This is a genomic window from Shewanella kaireitica (assembly GCF_023284045.1).
GTDB lineage: Bacteria > Pseudomonadota > Gammaproteobacteria > Enterobacterales > Shewanellaceae > Shewanella > Shewanella kaireitica.
In genome coordinates this window covers 29,972-48,098 of the sequence record NZ_JAKIKQ010000027.1, presented here as the reverse complement: position 1 = coordinate 48,098, position 18,127 = coordinate 29,972, and the positions used below count along the sequence as shown (strand labels likewise).

The window sequence follows — 18,127 nt, the reverse complement described above, 5'->3', positions numbered from 1 at the left end:
ACACAGTATCGCCGATGGTAGTGTGGGGTTTCCCCATGTGAGAGTAGGTCATTTCCAGGCGCCTATTTAGTATCAAAGCCCGCTATTATATAGCGGGCTTTTTTACGTCTGTAAATTGAGTCAATTAATCATTTTGCTATAGCGCTTAGGACTTTAAAGACAGTGTGTGGCCGATATGCCCATGTATGAGTAGGTCATTAGCTGGGCCTACGATTTGTGATTGAGGCGTTATCGCTAATGGCATGTTAGTGGGTTATTTGAGGCTTTGGTGGCTTTGGCATGGCTTGGCACATATCTTCAAAAAGTGAAAAAAGCTCAGTTAGTACCATTTGCAGCTGTGTTTCGTTATAACAATATGGCTGCTGAACAACATTTCGTTCTTCCCAGCTCATAGATCCCCCGCTAGATAATCGCTGTGCGGCCGAAAGCTCATGAAAATTACCGCCACCAACCCAGGAGTGGTCATTATTATCTCGAAATAAATTAAACCAGAATGTAACCTTTTGCTTGATTTCAAATTTAATGTGCATATGTGAATATTCGAAATCCTCGCGATACAGAGTAAAACTCCCTCCAAAGTTGGGGTTGTAGTCAATTGGATACGGAAAGCCTGAGACTAACTCTATTTGTTTTTCTAGTGATACTTTAGCGCTAGATTTACCGGGTAATTTAGGAAATTGCTGAAGTAGCGCTGAATAGCGCTCAGAGAAGTTCACCTGCTTGGCAATGGTGGTTACAGGTTCAGGGATTTGTGTTAATAAAACCTTACAATCCAACTGAGTAAATGATTTTTGCGGGAAACCTGGCGGCTCGGGCATGGCTTGACACAGATCGTCAAACAGTGAAAAAAGTTCGGTTAATACCGTTTGTAACTGCGCTTCGCTGTAACACCATGGTTTTTGCTGCACGCGCCAGTCATCCCAACAAATATCCTCCCCTCTCGATAAACGCTCAGCCACCGCCAGCTGCTGGTAACTGCCGCCACCAATGCGAGTGTCATCGCGCCATAGATTAAACCTAAAGGCAACCCATTGGCACATCTCAATCATCAGCCGCATATGCGGATAGGCGAATTTTTTTTCATTGAGCATAAAATAGCCGCCCTCCCCCTTGTAATAACGAATAGGGTAAGCAAAAGCGGTCACTAAATCGATTTTGTTCTCTAGCGCAACATTAGGATTAAAATCCCCGGGCAGCTTTGGAAACTGCTCAAGCAGAGCATAATAGCGTTCAGCAAAATTCACCTGTTTAGCAATGGCAATCACAGGCTCAGACACCTTGCTTAACATAAACTCGCGCTGCTGCTGAGTTAACGGCTCATGTGACATAATAATGACCTCTTTAAATCATACGAATTAGGGTTGCCAGCCTGCTGGCGGCTCAGCTTGAAATCTTAACTCAACCCCTTTACTGGCAGCAATGCTTTGAAACTGCTAATTATTCATCATCTTTTGCGGAGATATTTGCGGGATATGACGAGAGCCACAAGCTTTTTTGATTGAGCGGTGTTATTGAGGTTCACAGGGGAAGTCAACCTCAGTAGCTGCAGTTACTTCAATGCTTTACTAGACGTGCAAGGGCCGAGGAGCTGCAGCTATTTACTGAGTGCTATCAATTGAAAAAAAAGAAGTAGGCTAGCAGTAAGAAAGACAGCAGAGCGCCTCCAATGACAGGGTAAATGAGGTAGCTGTCGCTCGATCTGCGTGCACGCTTAAAGCACAGATTGACTAAAAGGAAATTAAACAATGTCACCATGATAGAGGCGGCAACGCCTTGCTTAAAGGGCATATCTTTAAGTTCAGTGGTTAAATACAATAGGATAAACCAATCGAGTAGTATCAGGTACAGAAAGAGCTTTTGTAGACCATCCGGGCCTTTTCGCTCATATGATGAAGCCATTACTATCTCCCTACTGTCGACGATACTCATTCTGTATTACACTGATTTTTCACTTAAAAGTTTTACTTTACGAATAATGCTCAAGCTCTTTTGTTGATCTTCTATGGCCCATCTGGCGCCAATAAAATTGAGCTTTTCGTTAATGCTATGCACTCGCATTATTATGATGGGTATCAATTCATCATCGACGGCTATTGATACTTGCTGCTTAGGCTTTAGCTTGCAGCGACTTATAAATCCTATGCCACCTAAGCCAATATCCTTAATATTGGCAATACCAATAGTTTTATTGCTGCGCCAAGTAGACTTGTATAAGGAAACGGTTACCCCGTCACAGGCAAACACTATGCTCTTGTCTGTGTCTTCTCGTAACGAGTGCCTAGTATGTTGCCGGCTATCAATGTTTGGTGTTGATTGCTGTTCCTGTTGAGTGGCTGGTATGAACTCACCATGCTGTATTATGGGATCGTTCATGACTAGCGATATCTCATTCTAGGTTTATTGGCTTCAGCGATATTCTTTGCACTATTTAGCTCTTCATTGGATTGCGGCTGCTCGCTTGATATGCCCATCATCTGTCTTATTTGAGTTTCTGCAGCTGAGGTCATCACGAGCATCTCTATTCTTCTATTGGCTGCTGCTGCAGGATCGTCAGCAATATAGGGTGCTTGATCTGCCATTCCTGTGACTTGAATGACTTGGTTACGTTGTACGCCTGAATACTCCAATACACGTCGAGCTAGCAACGCTCGCTTGCTTGATAGCTCCCAGTTAGTAAATGTCTTCCCTGCGTATGGGCTAGAGTCTGTATGACCGGAAATGCTCATTTTGTTTTCGACTTTGCCAAGTATCGGTCCTAATGCCATGAGCAGATCTTCAAAGTAAGGCTTCATATCTGAACTGCCACGGGTAAACATAAATTGGTTGATGTTGTCGTGCATGAGTATGCGCACGCCTTGGGGGACAACTTGCAGTTCAACATTAGCATTCATGCTGACGTCGGTAATGACTTGCTCTATTTCTCTAGCTAGGAATTCAAGTTGAGCCTGAGTCTCGAATTTACCTGGCACCAATGAGTTTAGTTCGGGGCCAATACCGGCTTTAACATTATCTTTGCCTAAAGGAATATGGTTATGCATTGCTGGCCCGCTACGATCGACACCCGTTGATGTCGCGGGCAGAACGGCTTGCTGGATGGCTATATTTCCTTGAAAGTCGATCAGTGACGGCGAGCGGCTCAAGTCAAATGGGTTTATTGAGCCAGTAGAATAGAGATCCCCTTTTAGATATTGCACGATCATGGTTCGCTCTTGCTGATCTGCAATTTGCATAATCCATAACACCATGAAAAGCGCCATCATTGCGAGGGTAAAATCGGCAAAAGCGACTTTCCAAGCGCCACCATGACCTGGCTTTGCTTTGGTTCTCTTTTTACGCCGAATTACGATAGGTTCAGGACGAGTAGCCATTAGCTTTGCTGCTCCACCATCCAGCGTTCTAGTTCGATAAACGTAGGTCGGTTTTCGCTTTGTATCTGTTTACGGCCAGCGTCAATTGCCAGCATTGGTGGTTTACCTTTAGCGAAAGAGGTTAGCATCGCTGCAACACATCTTAACTGTGCAGATTTTCTTTCTACGAGATGCTCTAGCGCTTTTGAAAGGGGATCAAAAATACAGTAACAGGCAAAAATACCGATAAAGGTGCCAACGAGTGCTGCGGCAACTTTGACGCCTATCATAGTGATCGGCCCATCAATATTGGACATGGTGATGATGATCCCCATTACGGCAGCCAAAATACCAAAGCCTGGCATGGCCTCTGCCACTTTATTTAGCGCAAGTGATGGACGCATCCAATCCTCTTCCATGCGATGTATCTCTTCATCCAATATATGTTCAAGATCATGGGCCGAGAGTTTACCGATAGACTGTAGACGTAAATTATCGATAAGAAATTGCAGTACTGTTGGGTGTTCTAACACTGTTGGATACATTAGAAATAGAGAACTTTCTCTCGGCTTTTCCACATGATCATCAAGCACTTTAAGTCCTTGAGATTGGATTTGAGCCATTAACATACCCATCAAGCCAAACAGTTGAGGATAAAGCTCAGGATCCTCTGTTTCGACTCTGACTAACTCTTTTACTTGGTCAAGCATCTCTACCAGAACGGGTTTAGGGTTAGCGATAATGAGTGCACCAACACCTGCACCGAAAATGATCAGTATCTCAGCTGGTTGCCATAGGGAGGCTAAGGTTCCTCCCGCCCAAACATAACCACCAAAAACTGAAAAGAGAATGATCACTAATCCTAAAAGTTTACTCATACTACCTCACCTGCTTACCGATCCCATTGTTGGTATATTTTCTGAAGTTGCTTTACTGCTTGCTTATGCAACTGACAGATCCGAGTTTCTGTTAATCCCAACGTGGCGGCTATTTCTTTTAAATTGAGTTCATGTTGATAGTAAAGCGACAGAATTACCTGTTCTCTTTTGTTTAATTTTGAAATTGCTTGGAATAAAGTTTCTTTGGCGGATATTTGTTCAAATATATCTCGTTTATCTTCAAAATGGCCGCCATCGCTAATCAATTCATCTAGGCTTCGCATCGACTCTGATTGAGAGGCATGCAGACGCTTGCGGTAGTCTTCTTGATTGAGTCCCATAGCTTGGGCGACTTCATTGTCGCTCGGCGCTCTTTCAAGCATTTTGGTGAGTTTGCGAACGGTATCATTAAGTTCGTGGGCCTGTTGCCTCACGGGTCGAGGACGCCAATCTTGGCGACGTAACTCGTCGAGTATGGCGCCTCTAATTCGCTGACCAGCATATGAGATGAAACCGTTGTCATATTCACCTGGATAGCGCCTTGCGGACTCTAACAACGCCATCATGCCTATTTGCTCCATATCTTCGATGGCCAAAACCGATCCACAATGGCTACGAAGTTGAGAAACAGAGCGTTTTACTAGCGGAAGGTACTGCATCATCACTTGGCTTTCGGACAGGCGATTAACCGTGGGTTCTTCTGCTGTTGTTTGGTAAGCGACTTGTGCAGCGTTCATAGCATAGCCCTCCTATTGAATGACCATCCGAGTGAACAACACGTCATCAAGCTCAATACTGAATTCATTTTCTGCGAGCACATTGGTTAGCAACAGATGCGCCTCTTTTTGCAATGATTCAAACTGTTGAGCGTCGTTGAGTTCGTTGAAATGTTTTTTGGAGAACATTTTCATCAGCGAATTACGGATCACCGGATCTGCTTGCTTGATCGTGGTTTCGACATTTTTAGAGCGACTTTTGAAGGCCATTTCGAGTAACAAATAATGGGGATAATCATCGCCAGGTACTGAGATAACAAACTTGTCTAATGGATAAAACTTAGCTGAGATAACTTCATCTTCGACGGCTGAAAATGGCCCGCCTATGATATTTGGCGATTGCCAACCAGCCCAAAACACAGCGCCACTCCAGATGGTGATGAATAGTAGAATTGTTATTTTTTTCGTATTTGAATTACTAAATGCCATGAGTGTTTCCTAAGTTATGCCAATAGATCGACTTCATCTTGCTGTGAAAGGCTATCAACTGAGCTATCGGTGTTTGAGAGGGATGCCGCTGCAATCGTTGTGGTATGCGGTTGTTGGTTGTGTTTCTTTTGCTCACCTTCTTGATTGATATCGACATCAATTTGGCCGCCATGATCCATCGCTAATTCGTTGCGTAACCTGTCTAATCCCATTAACAGAGCATCACGAACAGCGGGGTTAGCGGCATGCATTTGAATATGCAGTCTGTCACCGTCTAAGCGTATATTGAGCTCTACCTTGCCAAGCTCAGGTGGGTCTAATCTAAGTTCAGCCTGTTTAATCTGCTGATCAATTTGAAAGCGTAATTGTTCACGCAGTGGAGAGAGCATCTCTTGGGCTTGCTGCATCATAGGAGCGGCTTGAGAGACTGAAACCGGGCCCCATTGGGCAACGGTTGCTTGATTTCTAGAGGCGCCGCCAACGACATGCTGGCTAGATTCTAGCGCTTCACTAGCCAGTGCATCGCGAGTTAAGGCTGCGATGGCAGGCTGGGTGGTCGCGGTGGCTTGAAATGCATTCTGTATCATTGATGGGGTCGACTTTAAGCCGCCATTTTGCACTGACTGTGACGAATAACTCTGTTGCGATAGTTGCGGTAACGAAGATGCGGTTTGACCGGCATTAACGCTGGTCGTGCTAGTTGCTGCTGTCTGAGTATCATTCGACTTTGAAATAGGCCTCATCACCACAGGGTTGAGAGCGGCTTTGATATCAGGGCTTTGCTGTTGCAGTGCCGAGTTGGTTGCAACGGTACTGCCCGCGCTAAAAGATCGAACTATCGTTGTTTCGCTGTTATTGGTTGAGGTGCCGGTGCTTGCCATCGCTGTTGTTTGGTGAGCTGTATTGAGACTTTGCGCCGCAACCATAGCAAAAGACAGAACATCATTATGCTCGCTCCCCTCTGGGTTATCGTTTGCCGCACTATCTATCTTGTTTATTGTGGCTAAAGGCGAAGCTGCGGCACTGCCCTGTGTTAACGGGCTATTTAATGCTGTATAGGGGCTAATCATAATCTTCTCCGCTCAATTGAGTCAGTTGATAAGCGGCTAGCCCATCTTGTTGTTGCTGAAATTGACTCATTTCAATCGCCAGTTTCGCTTTAGCTTGTTCTAACTGCTTAACCACTGCTTGATGGACTGCAGCCAGTGATCTACGGGCAAGGAGCTGCTGCCTATTACTCGGCTTTCCCGCAGCTGTTAACGCTGAAATCATCTTGGAATTCACCTTTTCAAGTGCTTGCCAGTCCTCGGCTTTAGCGTGAAATTGGAGTGCCTTCTCAAAGTAAAGCCATTGCTTAATTGAGGTTGGTCCAACCTTCTCTGACATTGGTTATTACCTTTGTTATTGGCGCTAGCGCCTCGATACTATTCTCTACGCTGGCTGTCACGAGTTGACGGCTGCAGTAGTCATACAGGCGGTTGAGCCCAGCGGCGACTTCACCGCCGCTTTCAAGATCTAACATTGAGTCGAGTCCGTGAACGATGTTGAGGCACTTATTGATACTTTGCCCCTTGTCCTCATAGCTGCGGCGTTGCATAAAACCGCTGGCTCTTTCGATCTCTTCTAAGAGTCCATCTAGTAGCATTCGCACCATTTCATGTGGGTTTGCCGCAGCGGCTCTAGCATCGAGTGAGGTCTGTTTGTAAGCATTAAACGGATCGTGCTCATTCAACATTTGTTAGGCTTCCTTAATAAAACAGCGCGCTGGCTGAATTAAGTTGGTTAATGGTGTTTTCCATAGCGGTAAATTGGGATAGATAGATTTGATAGCGCTGTTGCATTTGATAGTCATGTCTAGACATGCTGTCTTCGACTCTATCGATCTGTTTGTCTAGGTTGCTCTGTTTTAGATCTAAGTAGCCACTAGACTTAGTGAATGGGTCGATAATGGTGTCAATTCGATCGACATAACTGCCGCTGGCGGTGAACATCTCTTTAATAGCATCGGGATCATCCTTTAGTGCTTGGCTAAGTTTGTCTTCATCAATACTTAGCTTGCCGTCGCGGGTCATCTCGATACCGACGTCAGATAAACGCATGCCATTAGGCGCGGCTTCAAATACGCTATTACGCATACTGTTTTGCAGCATTCTTAAGCTGGAGTCGCCCTTTAATACCCCAAGCTGATCTTCTGTGATTGAAGAGGGAGCATCCTCATCATCGTCCTCTTTATCTTTGTCATCGTCCTCTTTATCTTTGTTGCTTTCATCAACAACTGAGCTTCCCATGGAGCGTGTGAGTTGGTTGATTTGATCCATTAGCTCATTGAAAGAGTCAACAAAGTCTTCTACCGCTTGTTCACTAGAGCTGGAGTCGGATTCAATTTTAATGGTGCTGCTGTCACCGATAGCGTGCGCCTGGTTTAACTCAATAGACACACCATCAATAACATTACCCAAATAATTACTACTGCTGGTTATATCAATGCCGTTTAGAGTGACTTCGGCATCTTGAGCTGCTTTTCTTTCGGTCATGCCCCAGTCGACACCATCCATTTTGACATCGACACTATTGACGGCTCCTGACTCTTTGGATGTCATCATCAGCTCTACTTGGCCGCCGGTTCTGACTAATGAAGCTTGTACTCCTGGATTGTCAGCATGGTTGTTGATTGCATCTCTAAGGTCGGCGACGGTGCGAGTACCATCAGCATTGAGTGCTGCCATATCAATATCGATGGTGTCTGCGGCATTGGGCCCAACTTGAATACTCAACACGCCTGTTGTGGGTAGTACCTCGGTTTCACTCGCAAAACTTTTGGACAGTTGGTGAGATTGCGCTAGCTGCTTTACATAAAGATCGTAAGTGCCTGCAGGTGCATCGCTATCGACTGTAATTGAGGCACTTTCATCGCTGATCGATGAGGTTTTACTTTCAAAAGCATCCCCATTAATCGCTTCAAGTTTACTGGTCATTCTTTTAAGGCTACTTTCTAAGATGTCATATGCGTCAAGTTGATTTTGATGCTTGGTCATACTGGTTTTAAAAAGTTGATCTTTGCCCATGCGCTCAGCCGATATAAGCTGCTCTGCAAATGTTGCTGCACTCATTCCTGAAATCATTACGCTCCTCCAATCTAACTGGTATGGCAATGTTTGTGCCAAAGGTTAATCGTATGTTTTTAAAAGGTTTTAAAATATGTTCAATGTGCTGAAAGCGAATGTATTTCCGTTGTTCGTGACACTAGGGAAGCTATACTTCCGCTTTTAAAATCGCTTTAAAGAGCCAATCGTATAGTGTTAATAAGGCGACATTAGTGGGGCGGTTCTGAAGAGAGAGCGGCAAATAAAAAAAGGGCCAAAAGGCCCTTTGAAGAAAATTGGGAGGGAGGAAGATTTAGCCCAATAGACCCATAACCAAACCAGTGTTTTGGTTGGCAGAAGACAGGATGTTTGTACCTGCTTGCACTAATAGTTGGTTTTTGGTCATGTTGGCAGATTCAACAGCGAAATCAGCATCCATGATGCGGCCAGCAGCGGCTTTAGTGTTTTCAGTCACGTTAGCAAGGTTAGAACCTGTGTGACCTAGACGGTTGATGTTTGCACCTAGTGTAGAGCGCTGTGTGCCCACTTTGTCGATAAAGGTATCAATCTTATCGATAGCACCTTTAGCTGCACCAGCAGCTGAAATATCATCAGTTACACCTGCAAGGTCTGCTTTGGCTACAGTAACTGAAAGTTGTTCAGTTGCGCCTGCACCAATTTGGAATTCAACACCAGCACTCAATGTATCAAACAGTTTGTTGCCTGAGTATTCAGTGTTATCAACAATACGAGTGATCTCTTTCGTAAGCTCTTGGAATTCAGCGTTAATTGCTTTCAAATCTTCAGCAGAGTTCACGCCGTTAGCTGCTTGAGTTGCAAGCTCTTTTTGACGGTTAGCGATTGTTGATAACTCATCGAGTGCGCCATCAGCAGTTTGTAGCATTGACGTTGCATCGTTGACGTTACGGCTAGCCGTTTCCATGCCTGTTACGTTGGCATTTAGGCGAGTTGCGATTTGAAGACCAGCAGCATCATCAGCTGCACTATTGATACGTAGACCAGTCGATAGACGCTCCATAGCGTTGCTTAGTAAGTCATTGTTTTTAGTTACAGAGTTTTGAGAAACCAGTGAAGCATAGTTAGTATGAACTGATAACATAGTGTATTCCTTTAGGCATTCGAAGAATTATTGTGTGTCACAATTGATAAAACGACCGCCAAAATCAAAACTGAAAATTCAGATAAAATTTATTCAACTGTATTCATTTAAGCTGTTGAAAATATGAGTTAATTATTTTTGCTTTTTTATGCTTTTAGCTGAAATTTGCGCTTAAATTACTTTAGAAAAACCCATACAGAGTCGCCTTTTTATAGCATCTTGAAATGAAAAGAGGCTGATCATGGAAAAGTCACTTGTTAGACCCAGTTTTGTTACTCAATTTAATTGTATCGGTAGTGAGTGTGAAGACAGCTGCTGTTATGGTTGGAATATCTATATTGATAAGCAAAGTTACAAGAAGACCCTCGCTAATTCTGAGTTAAAAGTACTAGCGCAAAAGGCGTTAAAAAAAGTTAAGAAAAGTGAAGACGCATGGGCAAAAGCGGTGCTAAACCAAGAGGGAGCTTGTGGCTTTTTAGACGAAAAACAATTGTGTCAGATCCATGCCAAAGCAGGTGAGTCACTGCTTAGTCACACTTGTAAGACCTATCCAAGAATGTCTCATATGAAGGATGGTGATCGATATGAAAGCCTGTCGTTATCTTGCCCTGAAGCAGCTCGATTGATTCTATTGAAGCCGAATGCATTTCATTTTGAACGTATGACGGTATCCCATAAAAACCAGTTTGAGGTTACTCCTTTATGGGCTCAAAAAGCACATGATTACTCTATTCAACTGCTGCTCAATGAAAAGTTAGAGATTAGCCATAGTTTGACTGCAATTGGGATTCTAATGAAAACAGTTGAGTCAGCTAAGCAGCTTATACAAAATTCAAGCAGCATAGATACGATGTTTCAGCAGTTGCTTACTTTGGCCGATAGCGGCGAATTAAAGCACCATGTTGCCAGTTTTAATCAAGATACAGAATTGCAGAAAATGCATGCTTTTACCTCAATCCATTTGTGGCTAAATACCAATAAGCCTGTTCGGGGGCGAGCAAGGTTTGAGGTGATCAATCAAGCGGTATGCCGTGTGGTAGATGAAGAGGGTAACTTTAGTGTAAAGCAGCTTAATAATGCTTGGGAGCAACATGCTTTGCCTGCGCTTGAGAAGCATCAAGATCTCTTCAACCGATACTTATTTTATTATTTTTACCATATGAACTTTCCGCAGGTAGATAAGTTAAGCCCGACTGAAGCATTTAGGTTGATGATGGTTGATTACTTTATGTTGCGCAGCTATCTCGCGGCTATTGCTGCTGATAAACAAGGCCTGACTGAGCATGACATTATTATGTGTTTTCAGGTTTACCACACGAGTAGACAACACAAAGCTAATTTCAGTAAGTATGTGGTTGATCTGCTCAATAAATGCGGCTTTGATGAGCTACCAGCAATCTTAACTTTGATGAATTAACCACAACTGCCAGCGATGACTTGCTGGCGTTTTCTTATGTTAGCAATGCAGATACTTGGGTGCGGGTCATATTGGCTTGCGCCATTAAAGAGGTGACTTGTAAATTAAAAGGCGAGGGTTGCATTAAGTTCGTCAACTGAGTCATGGTCGTCTCTAGATCGGCAGACGTTGGTTTTTGGCTATTGATGCGTTGCAGTTGTTGCTGGATCTTTTGCTTACTTTCAGCCAGTTCCTGTAACTGCAATTCTACTTTGTGCATTGATTTAGCGATTTTTGCCATCGCTTGTTTGAGCTCTTCGTTGCTGCCAAAACGCCACTCTCTGGGATCTTGCCAATTGAGTTCTTCACTAACTTTAATGCTTCTCGCCTCACCAGCGGGTAAGCGTTGTCCTTGCCCGGTCATCAATAATCCAGCTTGTACCTGCTGCCATTGCGACTTGCTGCCTTGGAAGATGAACTTGCCATTTCTATCTACAGCGGCTTGTATGTCCAAAGGTTTTAGCGCACTGTTAAGGTGTTGCACTAAATTGTTGGCATTTTCATTGGCGGGTAACAACACCCTAGAACTGTCGCTGCCCAGTTGAATGGTAATGTATTCATCACGCAATTTGGCAACACTTAAGTCGACAGATTTTAAACTGAAGTTATGTTTAGCTGCCGGTCTTGCTGCGGAAATAAGGTTGAGTTGATGATCAACCAAGGGTTTATTTTGGTAGCTGATATCAAGCTGAGCAAGCTGGCTCTGCAACTGCTTTGTTCTTGCTTGCTGCTGAACACTCTGTTGCTTGCTAAGGGATTGCTTTACCTGGTTATGCAGTTGCTTAAGCAGCGCTTTTACCTGTTGTAATCCTTGTTCTGCAACCTGAGAGGCGCTGATTTTATGCTGCCCTTGAGTAACTTTTGCCCACTTGCTATAACTTTCAAGTCGATGAGTTGGAATTGCTGCAGTATTTGCGACCTGTTGCTCATTAGGTACTTGTTGGGCACCCATGGCTGGCGCAACCGATTGGCTGCGCTGCTGGATATTTAATGTGTCAGTAATCCCATGGAGCATTAGTTAGCGGTACCTTGTTACATATGGTTAAACAGTGATAGTTGCGTCACCTGCACGAATGTTTGCTGGGTGACCTTAAGTGCAGTTAGCTTTAGATTAAACTCTGCAGTGGCCTGGGCGTAATCTAGCCCTTCCGTTTCGCCGATAACCTCTTCATTAAACAGTACCCGCTCTTCATGGGAGGTTTGAATCAGACTAATGGTATTTTGTTTACCACCAATGTCAGTTATCGCAGAGCTAATACTGGTGAGTGTATCATCTAAACTGGTTAGCATGTCGGTTGCACCTTGGCTAAAGGCCGGGTCACCTGGTGCTAAACTTGGATCGTTTAATACAGCGATAAAGTCTTTGGTTTGGTTAAGGATATCGGTACTACCATTGGAAAACATAAACTCCGATGCCGTGACATTAGCTGTCATCCAAGAGGAGCCAGAAGTTTGCACTTCGCGATGGTTATTATCACCTTGATAAACGTAATTGCCACTGGCGTCTTGGCTAATAGGGGCTGTGTCGGTGAGATTGCCTGAGAAAAGGTAGTTACCGCCTTCATCTTTAGCATTCACAGTGTCAGTAAATGCTTCTAACAACTCGGTCATCTCAGCGGCATAGGCTGCTCTATCTTCTGGCGACAGGCTGCCATTATTTGCTGCCACGGTAATTTCTCGCATACGAGATTGCAGTTCAACCATACTCGACATGTAAGTCTCGGCGCGGCTGAAACTGGTGCTCAGTGACTCAGTATTTTTAATGTACTGATTAGTTGCCGCTAAATCACGCTGACCGCCAATAACCTTAACTGATCCAATTGGATCATCGGAGGGACGCAGTATCGACTTACCCGTCGCCATCATCTGGTTTAGCTTAGAGATGTCAGCCGTTGAGTTTTGTAAGCTTTGCAAGTTATTGCTGTAAAGGTTGAGCATACTTACGCGCATAAGAGATCCTTAGATACTGTTTAAAATGGTCTGGAAAAGCTGATCTGCAGTCGAAATGACCTTAGCGTTTGCCTGATAGGATTGTTGATAGATAATGAGGTTCGTTCCCTCTTCATCCATGTTTACCCCACTAGTACTTGCCCATTGTGATTGTGCTTCCATTTGCAGTTTGACGGCTGTGTCTTCTGCCATTTGCGCTTGGCGAGAAGCAGAACCTAATTCGCCCACTTTACTGGCGAAGGCATCTCCCATGGTGGTATCAACGCCAAGAGAGTTAAAGGTAAAGTTAGCACTTGCTAATTCCACCAGTTCTTTAAGGTTACTGTTGTCTCCAGGAGTGCCATCTTGACCAAATGCCAACATATCAGCATTAAAGCCGTTGGTGATCTTTATGCTACCCGCAGGGTTATTGGGGTCATAACTAAATAGCTCTTGAGTGGGTGGATTGCCATTCAGATCCGTTCCGCCAGCAAGTACCGCATTGAATTCATCTGCGATGGTTTTGGCAAGCTCGTCGATAAAAGCCATTGAATCAACTAGGCTGTTATCGCGGTAATCAACTAACGCTCCTAAGCTGCCACCGGCTTTTTCATCGAGAGGAAAGTTAGATTGACCGAACTGGATACTAATCTGGCTAAATTGCGGATTAGCGGGATCGGGTGATACTTGAATTTTTGATGCTGTTGTTCCTGCAAGTAAAGGTTGACCCTGTGCCAACGAGATGTTCACCAGTCCATTAGACCCTTCAACGACTTTTACATCGACAATCTCAGAGAGGTCATCAATCGCAGCATCACGGGCATCTAGCAGTGCTAACGGCACATTACCATTGGCGTTTGCCGCTTGGATTTCGGCATTGAATTTAGCGATGCTTTCTAGTTGGGCATTAATCTCTTTGGCTGAAGCGCCAATCTGGCCTTCGACCTGAGTGATCTGAGAGTTGACGCCTTCACTGATAGAGTTAAACCTTTGGCTGATGGCTCTTGCTTCATTGAGCACACCTTGACGGTAAGCAATTTCGTTTGGTTGCTCCATGGCAGAGTTAAGCGAAGCAAATAACAAGTCTAACCCGGCAGAGATACTATTGCCTTCAGAGCCGAATACTTGTTCCACTTGACCAAAGTAACTGGATTGCACTTTAGCAAATCCTAGGTTGCTGGTGGTGTTCCACAACTGGGCAACTTCATATTGATCGGATATACGACGCACGCCGTCTACCATCACCCCAGAGCCACTGCCGTAAACTCCGTTACCTACAGAGCTCATCATGACTTGCTGGCGCGAATAACCAGGCACCATGGCATTAGCAACGTTGTTCGAGGTGGCATTAAGGGCCGCCATACTGGCGTTGAGTCCCGACATACCAATATTGAGCATGCTCATATTGTGTCCTTATATCTTGTCATTAGCGGCATCGCTGCCGCTGGCGTTACTACTCTTTTACCTTGGGAATGAACGGCACAATAAGTGCTGGTTGCATTGCGGTGGTATTGGCATTTGCAGTTGTATGATTATTAGAAGCGACCATCTCTGGCTGAGACTTAAGTGCGCCCTCCAATTGTTTACTCATTACGCTCGCAAGACCGGTGCTTTGCATCTGGCTGAGTCGCCCTGCAAGCTCGGCATCATGCCAATCACGGTACATGCCATTGTTCTGTGAAGAGAGCGGACTATCTTTATCTGCCATCACATCTGACGCTGAGCGCATCTGCTTCAGTACCGTTTGCAGGAACTGGGCTTCAAACTGTTGGCTTACTAATTTAAGTGCGCCGTGTTCGCCATTGGCTTGAATTAGCTCGGAGGCGCTAAGTTGATTGAGGTAACTATGGTTATTGTCTAGTTTCATTAGATCACCACCAATTCAGCTTCAAGGGCGCCGGCTTCATTAAGTGCCTGGAGAATGGCCATCAAATCCATAGGAGAGGCACCAAGACTATTTACTGCGCGGACGATATCGTTGAGTGCAATGCCTTCAGGCCAAACAAACATATGCCCACTACCAGTATCGATATCAACTTGGCTATCTGACACCACCACGGTTTCGCCTTGGGCTTGGCCCAAAAATGCGCCATTAGGCTGGCTAACAAACTCTTGCTCTACGATGGTGACGGTTAAATTACCGTGGCTAACAGCGGCTTTTCGTACCACCACATCACCACCCATGACTACCGTACCTGTGCGACTATTGAACACAACACGAGGAGCTTTTCGTCCTTGTTCAATCTGCAGTTCCTCAAGCATCGACATGAACGTTACTCGCTCTCTATTTGAGTTTGGCGCACGTACTAAGACTTTGGCGCTGCTATCAGCTTCAGCAACACTAGGACCAAAAAGGTCGTTGATGGCACGCTCAATATTACGTGCCGTTTTAAAGCTTGGCGCTCTAAGATTGAGGACGATCTGCGCAGTCTCGTTAAAATTACTGTGCATTGATGCTTCCAATAGTGCGCCATTAGGAATATTACCGACGGTGGGGACATTGATCGTCACCGACGTACCGTTACGACCTTGGGCTGAAACGCCCCCGACCACTAAGTTACCTTGAGCCACCGCATAGATCTCACCGTCAACAGCGCGCAGCGGGGTCATAAGTAGTGTGCCGCCGCGCAGACTCTTTGCATCACCTAATGAGGAGACGGTGATATCGAGCGTTTGCCCTGGGCTGGCGAGAGCTGGCACCGTGGCGTGTACCGCTACGGCTGCCACGTTTTTCAGTTTAGGGTCGATTTTGTCATCGATTTGCACCCCAAACTGTTTCAACATATTGACGATTGACTGACTCGTAAATCTCACTTGGGTTCTATCACCTGTGCCATTTAGACCCACGACCAAACCGTAACCTACTAGTTGGTTTTCACGGATCCCTTGCACATCGACAATATCCATCAGGTAACGGTTTTGGACCGCTGCTTGAACATTAAAAAGCGGCGTGATAGCTAATAAGCAACCAAAGAGGAATAAGGGGATTTTGTTCATTTCACGTACCTTGAATTTTGGTTGTTCATATCCTGACTCATAGTGGATGCCAATGGCTGCTAAAATAGCGTGATGTCCAATACTGACGGCAGTCTTCTGCAGTTGCACTTGAGTGGCTATAAATAATTCTTGCATCAGTAATGCATTGCGATGAGATGGTATTGCCGTAACTGATATTATCCTGGGTGACGGTTCCTAGCAGGCGTATATATTCGTCCCCTTTAGCTGGCTGCAGCCACTTCTCGCCGCGTATGAGCAGAATGCCTCTAGGCAGGATTTGTTCGACTCTAACAGTTATTGATCCTGTGAGTAGGTTTTGCTGACGAATCAAGTCGGAATCTTCTGCACTATTTTCTTTAGTCATCGCAGCCGCTTTCTTATTTGACTTAACACTCTCATCTAACGCGACAATCAAACTATCACCGACGTGAATAGCACGTTTTTTTCGAAACAATGAGTTGGTAAAACTCTGCAGTGAAAAATGTGGCATCACTGTGAGTAATTTGTCGTTTAAAAAGTGGTTACTTCTACTCATGTTATATCCCCTGATTTTGGCGATTCAGATCATGCTTCATAATGGGAACCAAGGGCTATTGAAATAGCGTGACGCCCAACCCATGCGATTGCTGTCAGAGATCGCCCCTTGGCCACCATAGATAATGCGAGCGTCGGCAATACGTTGGGATGAAATTGTATTATCGTTGCCAATATCATCGGTACGGATCAAACCGAGTAGGCGTAAGTACTCGTCACCTTGGTTGAGTCGTAGCCATTTTTCGCCGCGAATGAGCAGGGCACCATTAGGTAGCACCTTAGCAACGGTAACAGTGATAGAACCAGATAATTGGTTTTGCTGAGTACTTGAACCTGTACCATTAAAGGTGCGTCCCATGTTGGCTTCGCCGCTACCAGCAACGCTATTGCTGCCCGTGGTACCTTGACCATCAATCGACAGTCCGCTGGCTTTATTGGTTTTGGTATCGGCACGCTTACTTGAATAGGTTTTCTCATCCAGGGCAACGGTTAAAATATCGCCTTCGCGGAAAGCACGTTTATCTTTAAACAGGGTTAACATAAAACCTGGACGATAAACGCTACCATCTTTAGCATCGGGTAGGCTGTAGTCAATTTCAGGTGGCGCCCACTCAGGTTTACCTGGCGCGGTATCTGGCTCAGGAAAGTGCGCCACACAGCCTGAAAGTAGCACAAGCATTGCGATTCCAAACCCTATCCGTAGTTGTTGCATGGTGATCCTTTTCGAGTCAATTAATAAAGCTAAGCGCTATCTGAGCCATCTGCCTAAGCGAGTATTACAAGGCTTGGTTTAGGAATTTGAGCATGTCATCAGATGCCGAAACCACTTTGGCGTTCATCTCGTAGGCTCGTTGCGTTGAAATCATCTCCACCATCTCTTCCACCACGTTGACGTTGGCTCCCTCTAAGGCACCTTGACGAATTTGACCGAGTGCTTGGTCGCCTGCAACGCCTTCAATGGCTGCACCTGAAGCACCTGTTTCGCGGTATAAGTTGTTACCGCGAGCTTCTAATCCTGCTGGGTTCGTAAAGTTGACTAAGGTGATTTGCCCTAACTCTTGTGAATCCGCTTGGCCAGCCATCTGTGCTGAAACGATGCCGTCGGTAGCGATGGTGATGGTGAGTGCTTCTTCTGGGATCTCAATATTTGGTACTAGCGGTAAGCCTTGAGAGGTCACCATTAGCCCGTCGCTATTACGGTAAAATTGCCCATCGCGTGAGAAACTGATATCGCCATTTGACTCTTCAATTTGGAAAAAGCCTTGGCCCTCAATCGCAAGATCTAACTGTTGATTAGTGGTCAGCATGTCGCCAGAGGTAAATACCTTTTGCGTACCGACAACTCGTGTACCTGTACCTAGTTGCAGGCCTGAAGGCAGTTCATTTTGCTCATCAACTTGCCCACCTGGTTGGCGCTGTACCTGATAAAACAGATCGTTAAATGCGACACGGTCGCGTTTAAAACCTGTAGTGTTAACGTTAGCCAAGTTGTTGGCTATGGTGGTCATTTTGGTATCTTGGGCGGTCAAACCTGTCTTGCTGACCCATAGTGCTGATTGCATCTGTTTAATCCTTTAT

21 protein-coding genes are annotated in these 18,127 nt (G+C 45.1%); 1 reads left to right on the top strand and 20 read right to left on the bottom strand.

The window, feature by feature from the left end; genetic code table 11:
• Window positions 1-245 precede the first annotated feature (245 nt).
• The 12 genes from L2730_RS21230 to L2730_RS21175 all read right to left on the bottom strand — a co-directional run bounded on the left by L2730_RS21230 (window position 246) and on the right by L2730_RS21175 (window position 9,633).
• Window positions 246-1,328 (bottom strand): hypothetical protein, encoded by a 1,083-nt coding sequence (locus tag L2730_RS21230; protein ID WP_248976409.1) that lies wholly within the window; start codon window positions 1,326-1,328, stop codon window positions 246-248.
• Between the two features lie 283 nt (window positions 1,329-1,611).
• On the bottom strand, window positions 1,612-1,899 hold the full coding sequence (locus L2730_RS21225; RefSeq protein ID WP_248976408.1) for a hypothetical protein: 288 nt from the start codon (window positions 1,897-1,899) through the stop codon (window positions 1,612-1,614).
• Between the two features lie 36 nt (window positions 1,900-1,935).
• Window positions 1,936-2,373 carry a hypothetical protein gene (locus tag L2730_RS21220; protein WP_248976407.1) on the bottom strand — a complete coding sequence of 146 codons (438 nt, stop codon included), beginning with the start codon at window positions 2,371-2,373 and terminating at the stop codon, window positions 1,936-1,938.
• 2 nt (window positions 2,374-2,375) lie between these two features.
• Window positions 2,376-3,368 (bottom strand): flagellar motor protein MotB, encoded by a 993-nt coding sequence (locus L2730_RS21215; protein ID WP_248976406.1) that lies wholly within the window; start codon window positions 3,366-3,368, stop codon window positions 2,376-2,378.
• Window positions 3,368-4,225 carry a flagellar motor stator protein MotA gene (motA, locus tag L2730_RS21210; RefSeq protein WP_248976405.1) on the bottom strand — a complete coding sequence of 286 codons (858 nt, stop codon included), beginning with the start codon at window positions 4,223-4,225 and terminating at the stop codon, window positions 3,368-3,370. The genes L2730_RS21215 and motA overlap by 1 nt, the downstream gene beginning before the upstream one ends.
• A gap of 14 nt (window positions 4,226-4,239) precedes the next feature.
• Complete coding sequence (locus L2730_RS21205; protein WP_248976404.1) at window positions 4,240-4,962, bottom strand: RNA polymerase sigma factor FliA; 723 nt, start codon at window positions 4,960-4,962, stop codon at window positions 4,240-4,242.
• Window positions 4,963-4,974: 12 nt separating this feature from the next.
• Window positions 4,975-5,430 carry a flagellar basal body-associated FliL family protein gene (locus L2730_RS21200; RefSeq protein ID WP_248976403.1) on the bottom strand — a complete coding sequence of 152 codons (456 nt, stop codon included), beginning with the start codon at window positions 5,428-5,430 and terminating at the stop codon, window positions 4,975-4,977.
• 14 nt (window positions 5,431-5,444) lie between these two features.
• Window positions 5,445-6,500 (bottom strand): flagellar hook-length control protein FliK, encoded by a 1,056-nt coding sequence (locus tag L2730_RS21195; protein WP_248976402.1) that lies wholly within the window; start codon window positions 6,498-6,500, stop codon window positions 5,445-5,447.
• On the bottom strand, window positions 6,493-6,816 hold the full coding sequence (locus tag L2730_RS21190; protein WP_248976401.1) for a hypothetical protein: 324 nt from the start codon (window positions 6,814-6,816) through the stop codon (window positions 6,493-6,495). The genes L2730_RS21195 and L2730_RS21190 overlap by 8 nt, the downstream gene beginning before the upstream one ends.
• Entirely contained in the window at window positions 6,785-7,165 is a 381-nt protein-coding gene (gene fliS / locus L2730_RS21185; protein WP_220739889.1) for a flagellar export chaperone FliS, read from the bottom strand. The genes L2730_RS21190 and fliS overlap by 32 nt, the downstream gene beginning before the upstream one ends.
• Before the next feature lie 13 nt (window positions 7,166-7,178).
• The gene (fliD, locus tag L2730_RS21180; RefSeq protein WP_248976400.1) at window positions 7,179-8,552 is read right to left on the bottom strand and encodes a flagellar filament capping protein FliD; all 1,374 of its coding nucleotides are present in this window, start codon (window positions 8,550-8,552) and stop codon (window positions 7,179-7,181) included.
• A gap of 274 nt (window positions 8,553-8,826) precedes the next feature.
• Window positions 8,827-9,633, bottom strand: a complete 807-nt coding sequence (locus L2730_RS21175) for a flagellin N-terminal helical domain-containing protein (protein ID WP_220739885.1) — start codon at window positions 9,631-9,633, stop codon at window positions 8,827-8,829.
• 241 nt (window positions 9,634-9,874) lie between these two features.
• Here L2730_RS21175 and fliB point away from each other — a divergent pair, with 241 nt between their 5' ends.
• The gene (fliB, locus tag L2730_RS21170; RefSeq protein ID WP_248976399.1) at window positions 9,875-11,050 is read left to right on the top strand and encodes a flagellin lysine-N-methylase; all 1,176 of its coding nucleotides are present in this window, start codon (window positions 9,875-9,877) and stop codon (window positions 11,048-11,050) included.
• 34 nt (window positions 11,051-11,084) lie between these two features.
• On the opposite strand, the gene L2730_RS21165 is transcribed toward fliB, so the two are convergent.
• From L2730_RS21165 to flgG, 8 genes are all read right to left on the bottom strand, one after another.
• A complete protein-coding gene (locus L2730_RS21165; protein WP_248976398.1) occupies window positions 11,085-12,104 on the bottom strand; it encodes a hypothetical protein in 1,020 nt (339 codons plus the stop codon).
• 17 nt (window positions 12,105-12,121) lie between these two features.
• The gene (gene flgL / locus L2730_RS21160) at window positions 12,122-13,039 is read right to left on the bottom strand and encodes a flagellar hook-associated protein FlgL (RefSeq protein WP_248976397.1); all 918 of its coding nucleotides are present in this window, start codon (window positions 13,037-13,039) and stop codon (window positions 12,122-12,124) included.
• Between the two features lie 9 nt (window positions 13,040-13,048).
• Window positions 13,049-14,422, bottom strand: coding sequence for a flagellar hook-associated protein FlgK (gene flgK / locus L2730_RS21155; protein ID WP_248976396.1), 1,374 nt, complete (start codon window positions 14,420-14,422; stop codon window positions 13,049-13,051).
• A 49-nt stretch (window positions 14,423-14,471) separates the two neighbouring features.
• Complete coding sequence (locus L2730_RS21150; protein ID WP_248976395.1) at window positions 14,472-14,885, bottom strand: rod-binding protein; 414 nt, start codon at window positions 14,883-14,885, stop codon at window positions 14,472-14,474.
• A complete protein-coding gene (locus L2730_RS21145; RefSeq protein WP_248976394.1) occupies window positions 14,885-16,015 on the bottom strand; it encodes a flagellar basal body P-ring protein FlgI in 1,131 nt (376 codons plus the stop codon). Before L2730_RS21145 ends, L2730_RS21150 begins: the two co-directional genes overlap by 1 nt.
• A gap of 37 nt (window positions 16,016-16,052) precedes the next feature.
• Window positions 16,053-16,550 (bottom strand): flagellar basal body L-ring protein FlgH, encoded by a 498-nt coding sequence (locus L2730_RS21140; RefSeq protein WP_248976393.1) that lies wholly within the window; start codon window positions 16,548-16,550, stop codon window positions 16,053-16,055.
• 36 nt (window positions 16,551-16,586) lie between these two features.
• Window positions 16,587-17,261 (bottom strand): flagellar basal body L-ring protein FlgH, encoded by a 675-nt coding sequence (gene flgH, locus L2730_RS21135; protein ID WP_248976392.1) that lies wholly within the window; start codon window positions 17,259-17,261, stop codon window positions 16,587-16,589.
• A 64-nt stretch (window positions 17,262-17,325) separates the two neighbouring features.
• Window positions 17,326-18,111 (bottom strand): flagellar basal-body rod protein FlgG, encoded by a 786-nt coding sequence (gene flgG, locus L2730_RS21130; protein WP_220739870.1) that lies wholly within the window; start codon window positions 18,109-18,111, stop codon window positions 17,326-17,328.
• Window positions 18,112-18,127: the final 16 nt, after the last annotated feature.

What these genes read in the sequence shown, in the direction of transcription:
- L2730_RS21230 (WP_248976409.1), bottom strand. Translation starts at nt 1,328, where the DNA reads ATGTCACATGAGCCGTTAACTCAGCAGCAGCGCGAGTTTATGTTAAGC.
- L2730_RS21225 (WP_248976408.1), bottom strand. Translation starts at nt 1,899, where the DNA reads ATGGCTTCATCATATGAGCGAAAAGGCCCGGATGGTCTACAAAAGCTC.
- L2730_RS21220 (WP_248976407.1), bottom strand. Translation starts at nt 2,373, where the DNA reads ATGAACGATCCCATAATACAGCATGGTGAGTTCATACCAGCCACTCAA.
- L2730_RS21215 (WP_248976406.1), bottom strand. Translation starts at nt 3,368, where the DNA reads ATGGCTACTCGTCCTGAACCTATCGTAATTCGGCGTAAAAAGAGAACC.
- motA (WP_248976405.1), bottom strand. Translation starts at nt 4,225, where the DNA reads ATGAGTAAACTTTTAGGATTAGTGATCATTCTCTTTTCAGTTTTTGGT.
- L2730_RS21205 (WP_248976404.1), bottom strand. Translation starts at nt 4,962, where the DNA reads ATGAACGCTGCACAAGTCGCTTACCAAACAACAGCAGAAGAACCCACG.
- L2730_RS21200 (WP_248976403.1), bottom strand. Translation starts at nt 5,430, where the DNA reads ATGGCATTTAGTAATTCAAATACGAAAAAAATAACAATTCTACTATTC.
- L2730_RS21195 (WP_248976402.1), bottom strand. Translation starts at nt 6,500, where the DNA reads ATGATTAGCCCCTATACAGCATTAAATAGCCCGTTAACACAGGGCAGT.
- L2730_RS21190 (WP_248976401.1), bottom strand. Translation starts at nt 6,816, where the DNA reads ATGTCAGAGAAGGTTGGACCAACCTCAATTAAGCAATGGCTTTACTTT.
- fliS (WP_220739889.1), bottom strand. Translation starts at nt 7,165, where the DNA reads ATGTTGAATGAGCACGATCCGTTTAATGCTTACAAACAGACCTCACTC.
- fliD (WP_248976400.1), bottom strand. Translation starts at nt 8,552, where the DNA reads ATGATTTCAGGAATGAGTGCAGCAACATTTGCAGAGCAGCTTATATCG.
- L2730_RS21175 (WP_220739885.1), bottom strand. Translation starts at nt 9,633, where the DNA reads ATGTTATCAGTTCATACTAACTATGCTTCACTGGTTTCTCAAAACTCT.
- fliB (WP_248976399.1), top strand. Translation starts at nt 9,875, where the DNA reads ATGGAAAAGTCACTTGTTAGACCCAGTTTTGTTACTCAATTTAATTGT.
- L2730_RS21165 (WP_248976398.1), bottom strand. Translation starts at nt 12,104, where the DNA reads ATGCTCCATGGGATTACTGACACATTAAATATCCAGCAGCGCAGCCAA.
- flgL (WP_248976397.1), bottom strand. Translation starts at nt 13,039, where the DNA reads ATGCGCGTAAGTATGCTCAACCTTTACAGCAATAACTTGCAAAGCTTA.
- flgK (WP_248976396.1), bottom strand. Translation starts at nt 14,422, where the DNA reads ATGAGCATGCTCAATATTGGTATGTCGGGACTCAACGCCAGTATGGCG.
- L2730_RS21150 (WP_248976395.1), bottom strand. Translation starts at nt 14,885, where the DNA reads ATGAAACTAGACAATAACCATAGTTACCTCAATCAACTTAGCGCCTCC.
- L2730_RS21145 (WP_248976394.1), bottom strand. Translation starts at nt 16,015, where the DNA reads ATGAACAAAATCCCCTTATTCCTCTTTGGTTGCTTATTAGCTATCACG.
- L2730_RS21140 (WP_248976393.1), bottom strand. Translation starts at nt 16,550, where the DNA reads ATGAGTAGAAGTAACCACTTTTTAAACGACAAATTACTCACAGTGATG.
- flgH (WP_248976392.1), bottom strand. Translation starts at nt 17,261, where the DNA reads ATGCAACAACTACGGATAGGGTTTGGAATCGCAATGCTTGTGCTACTT.
- flgG (WP_220739870.1), bottom strand. Translation starts at nt 18,111, where the DNA reads ATGCAATCAGCACTATGGGTCAGCAAGACAGGTTTGACCGCCCAAGAT.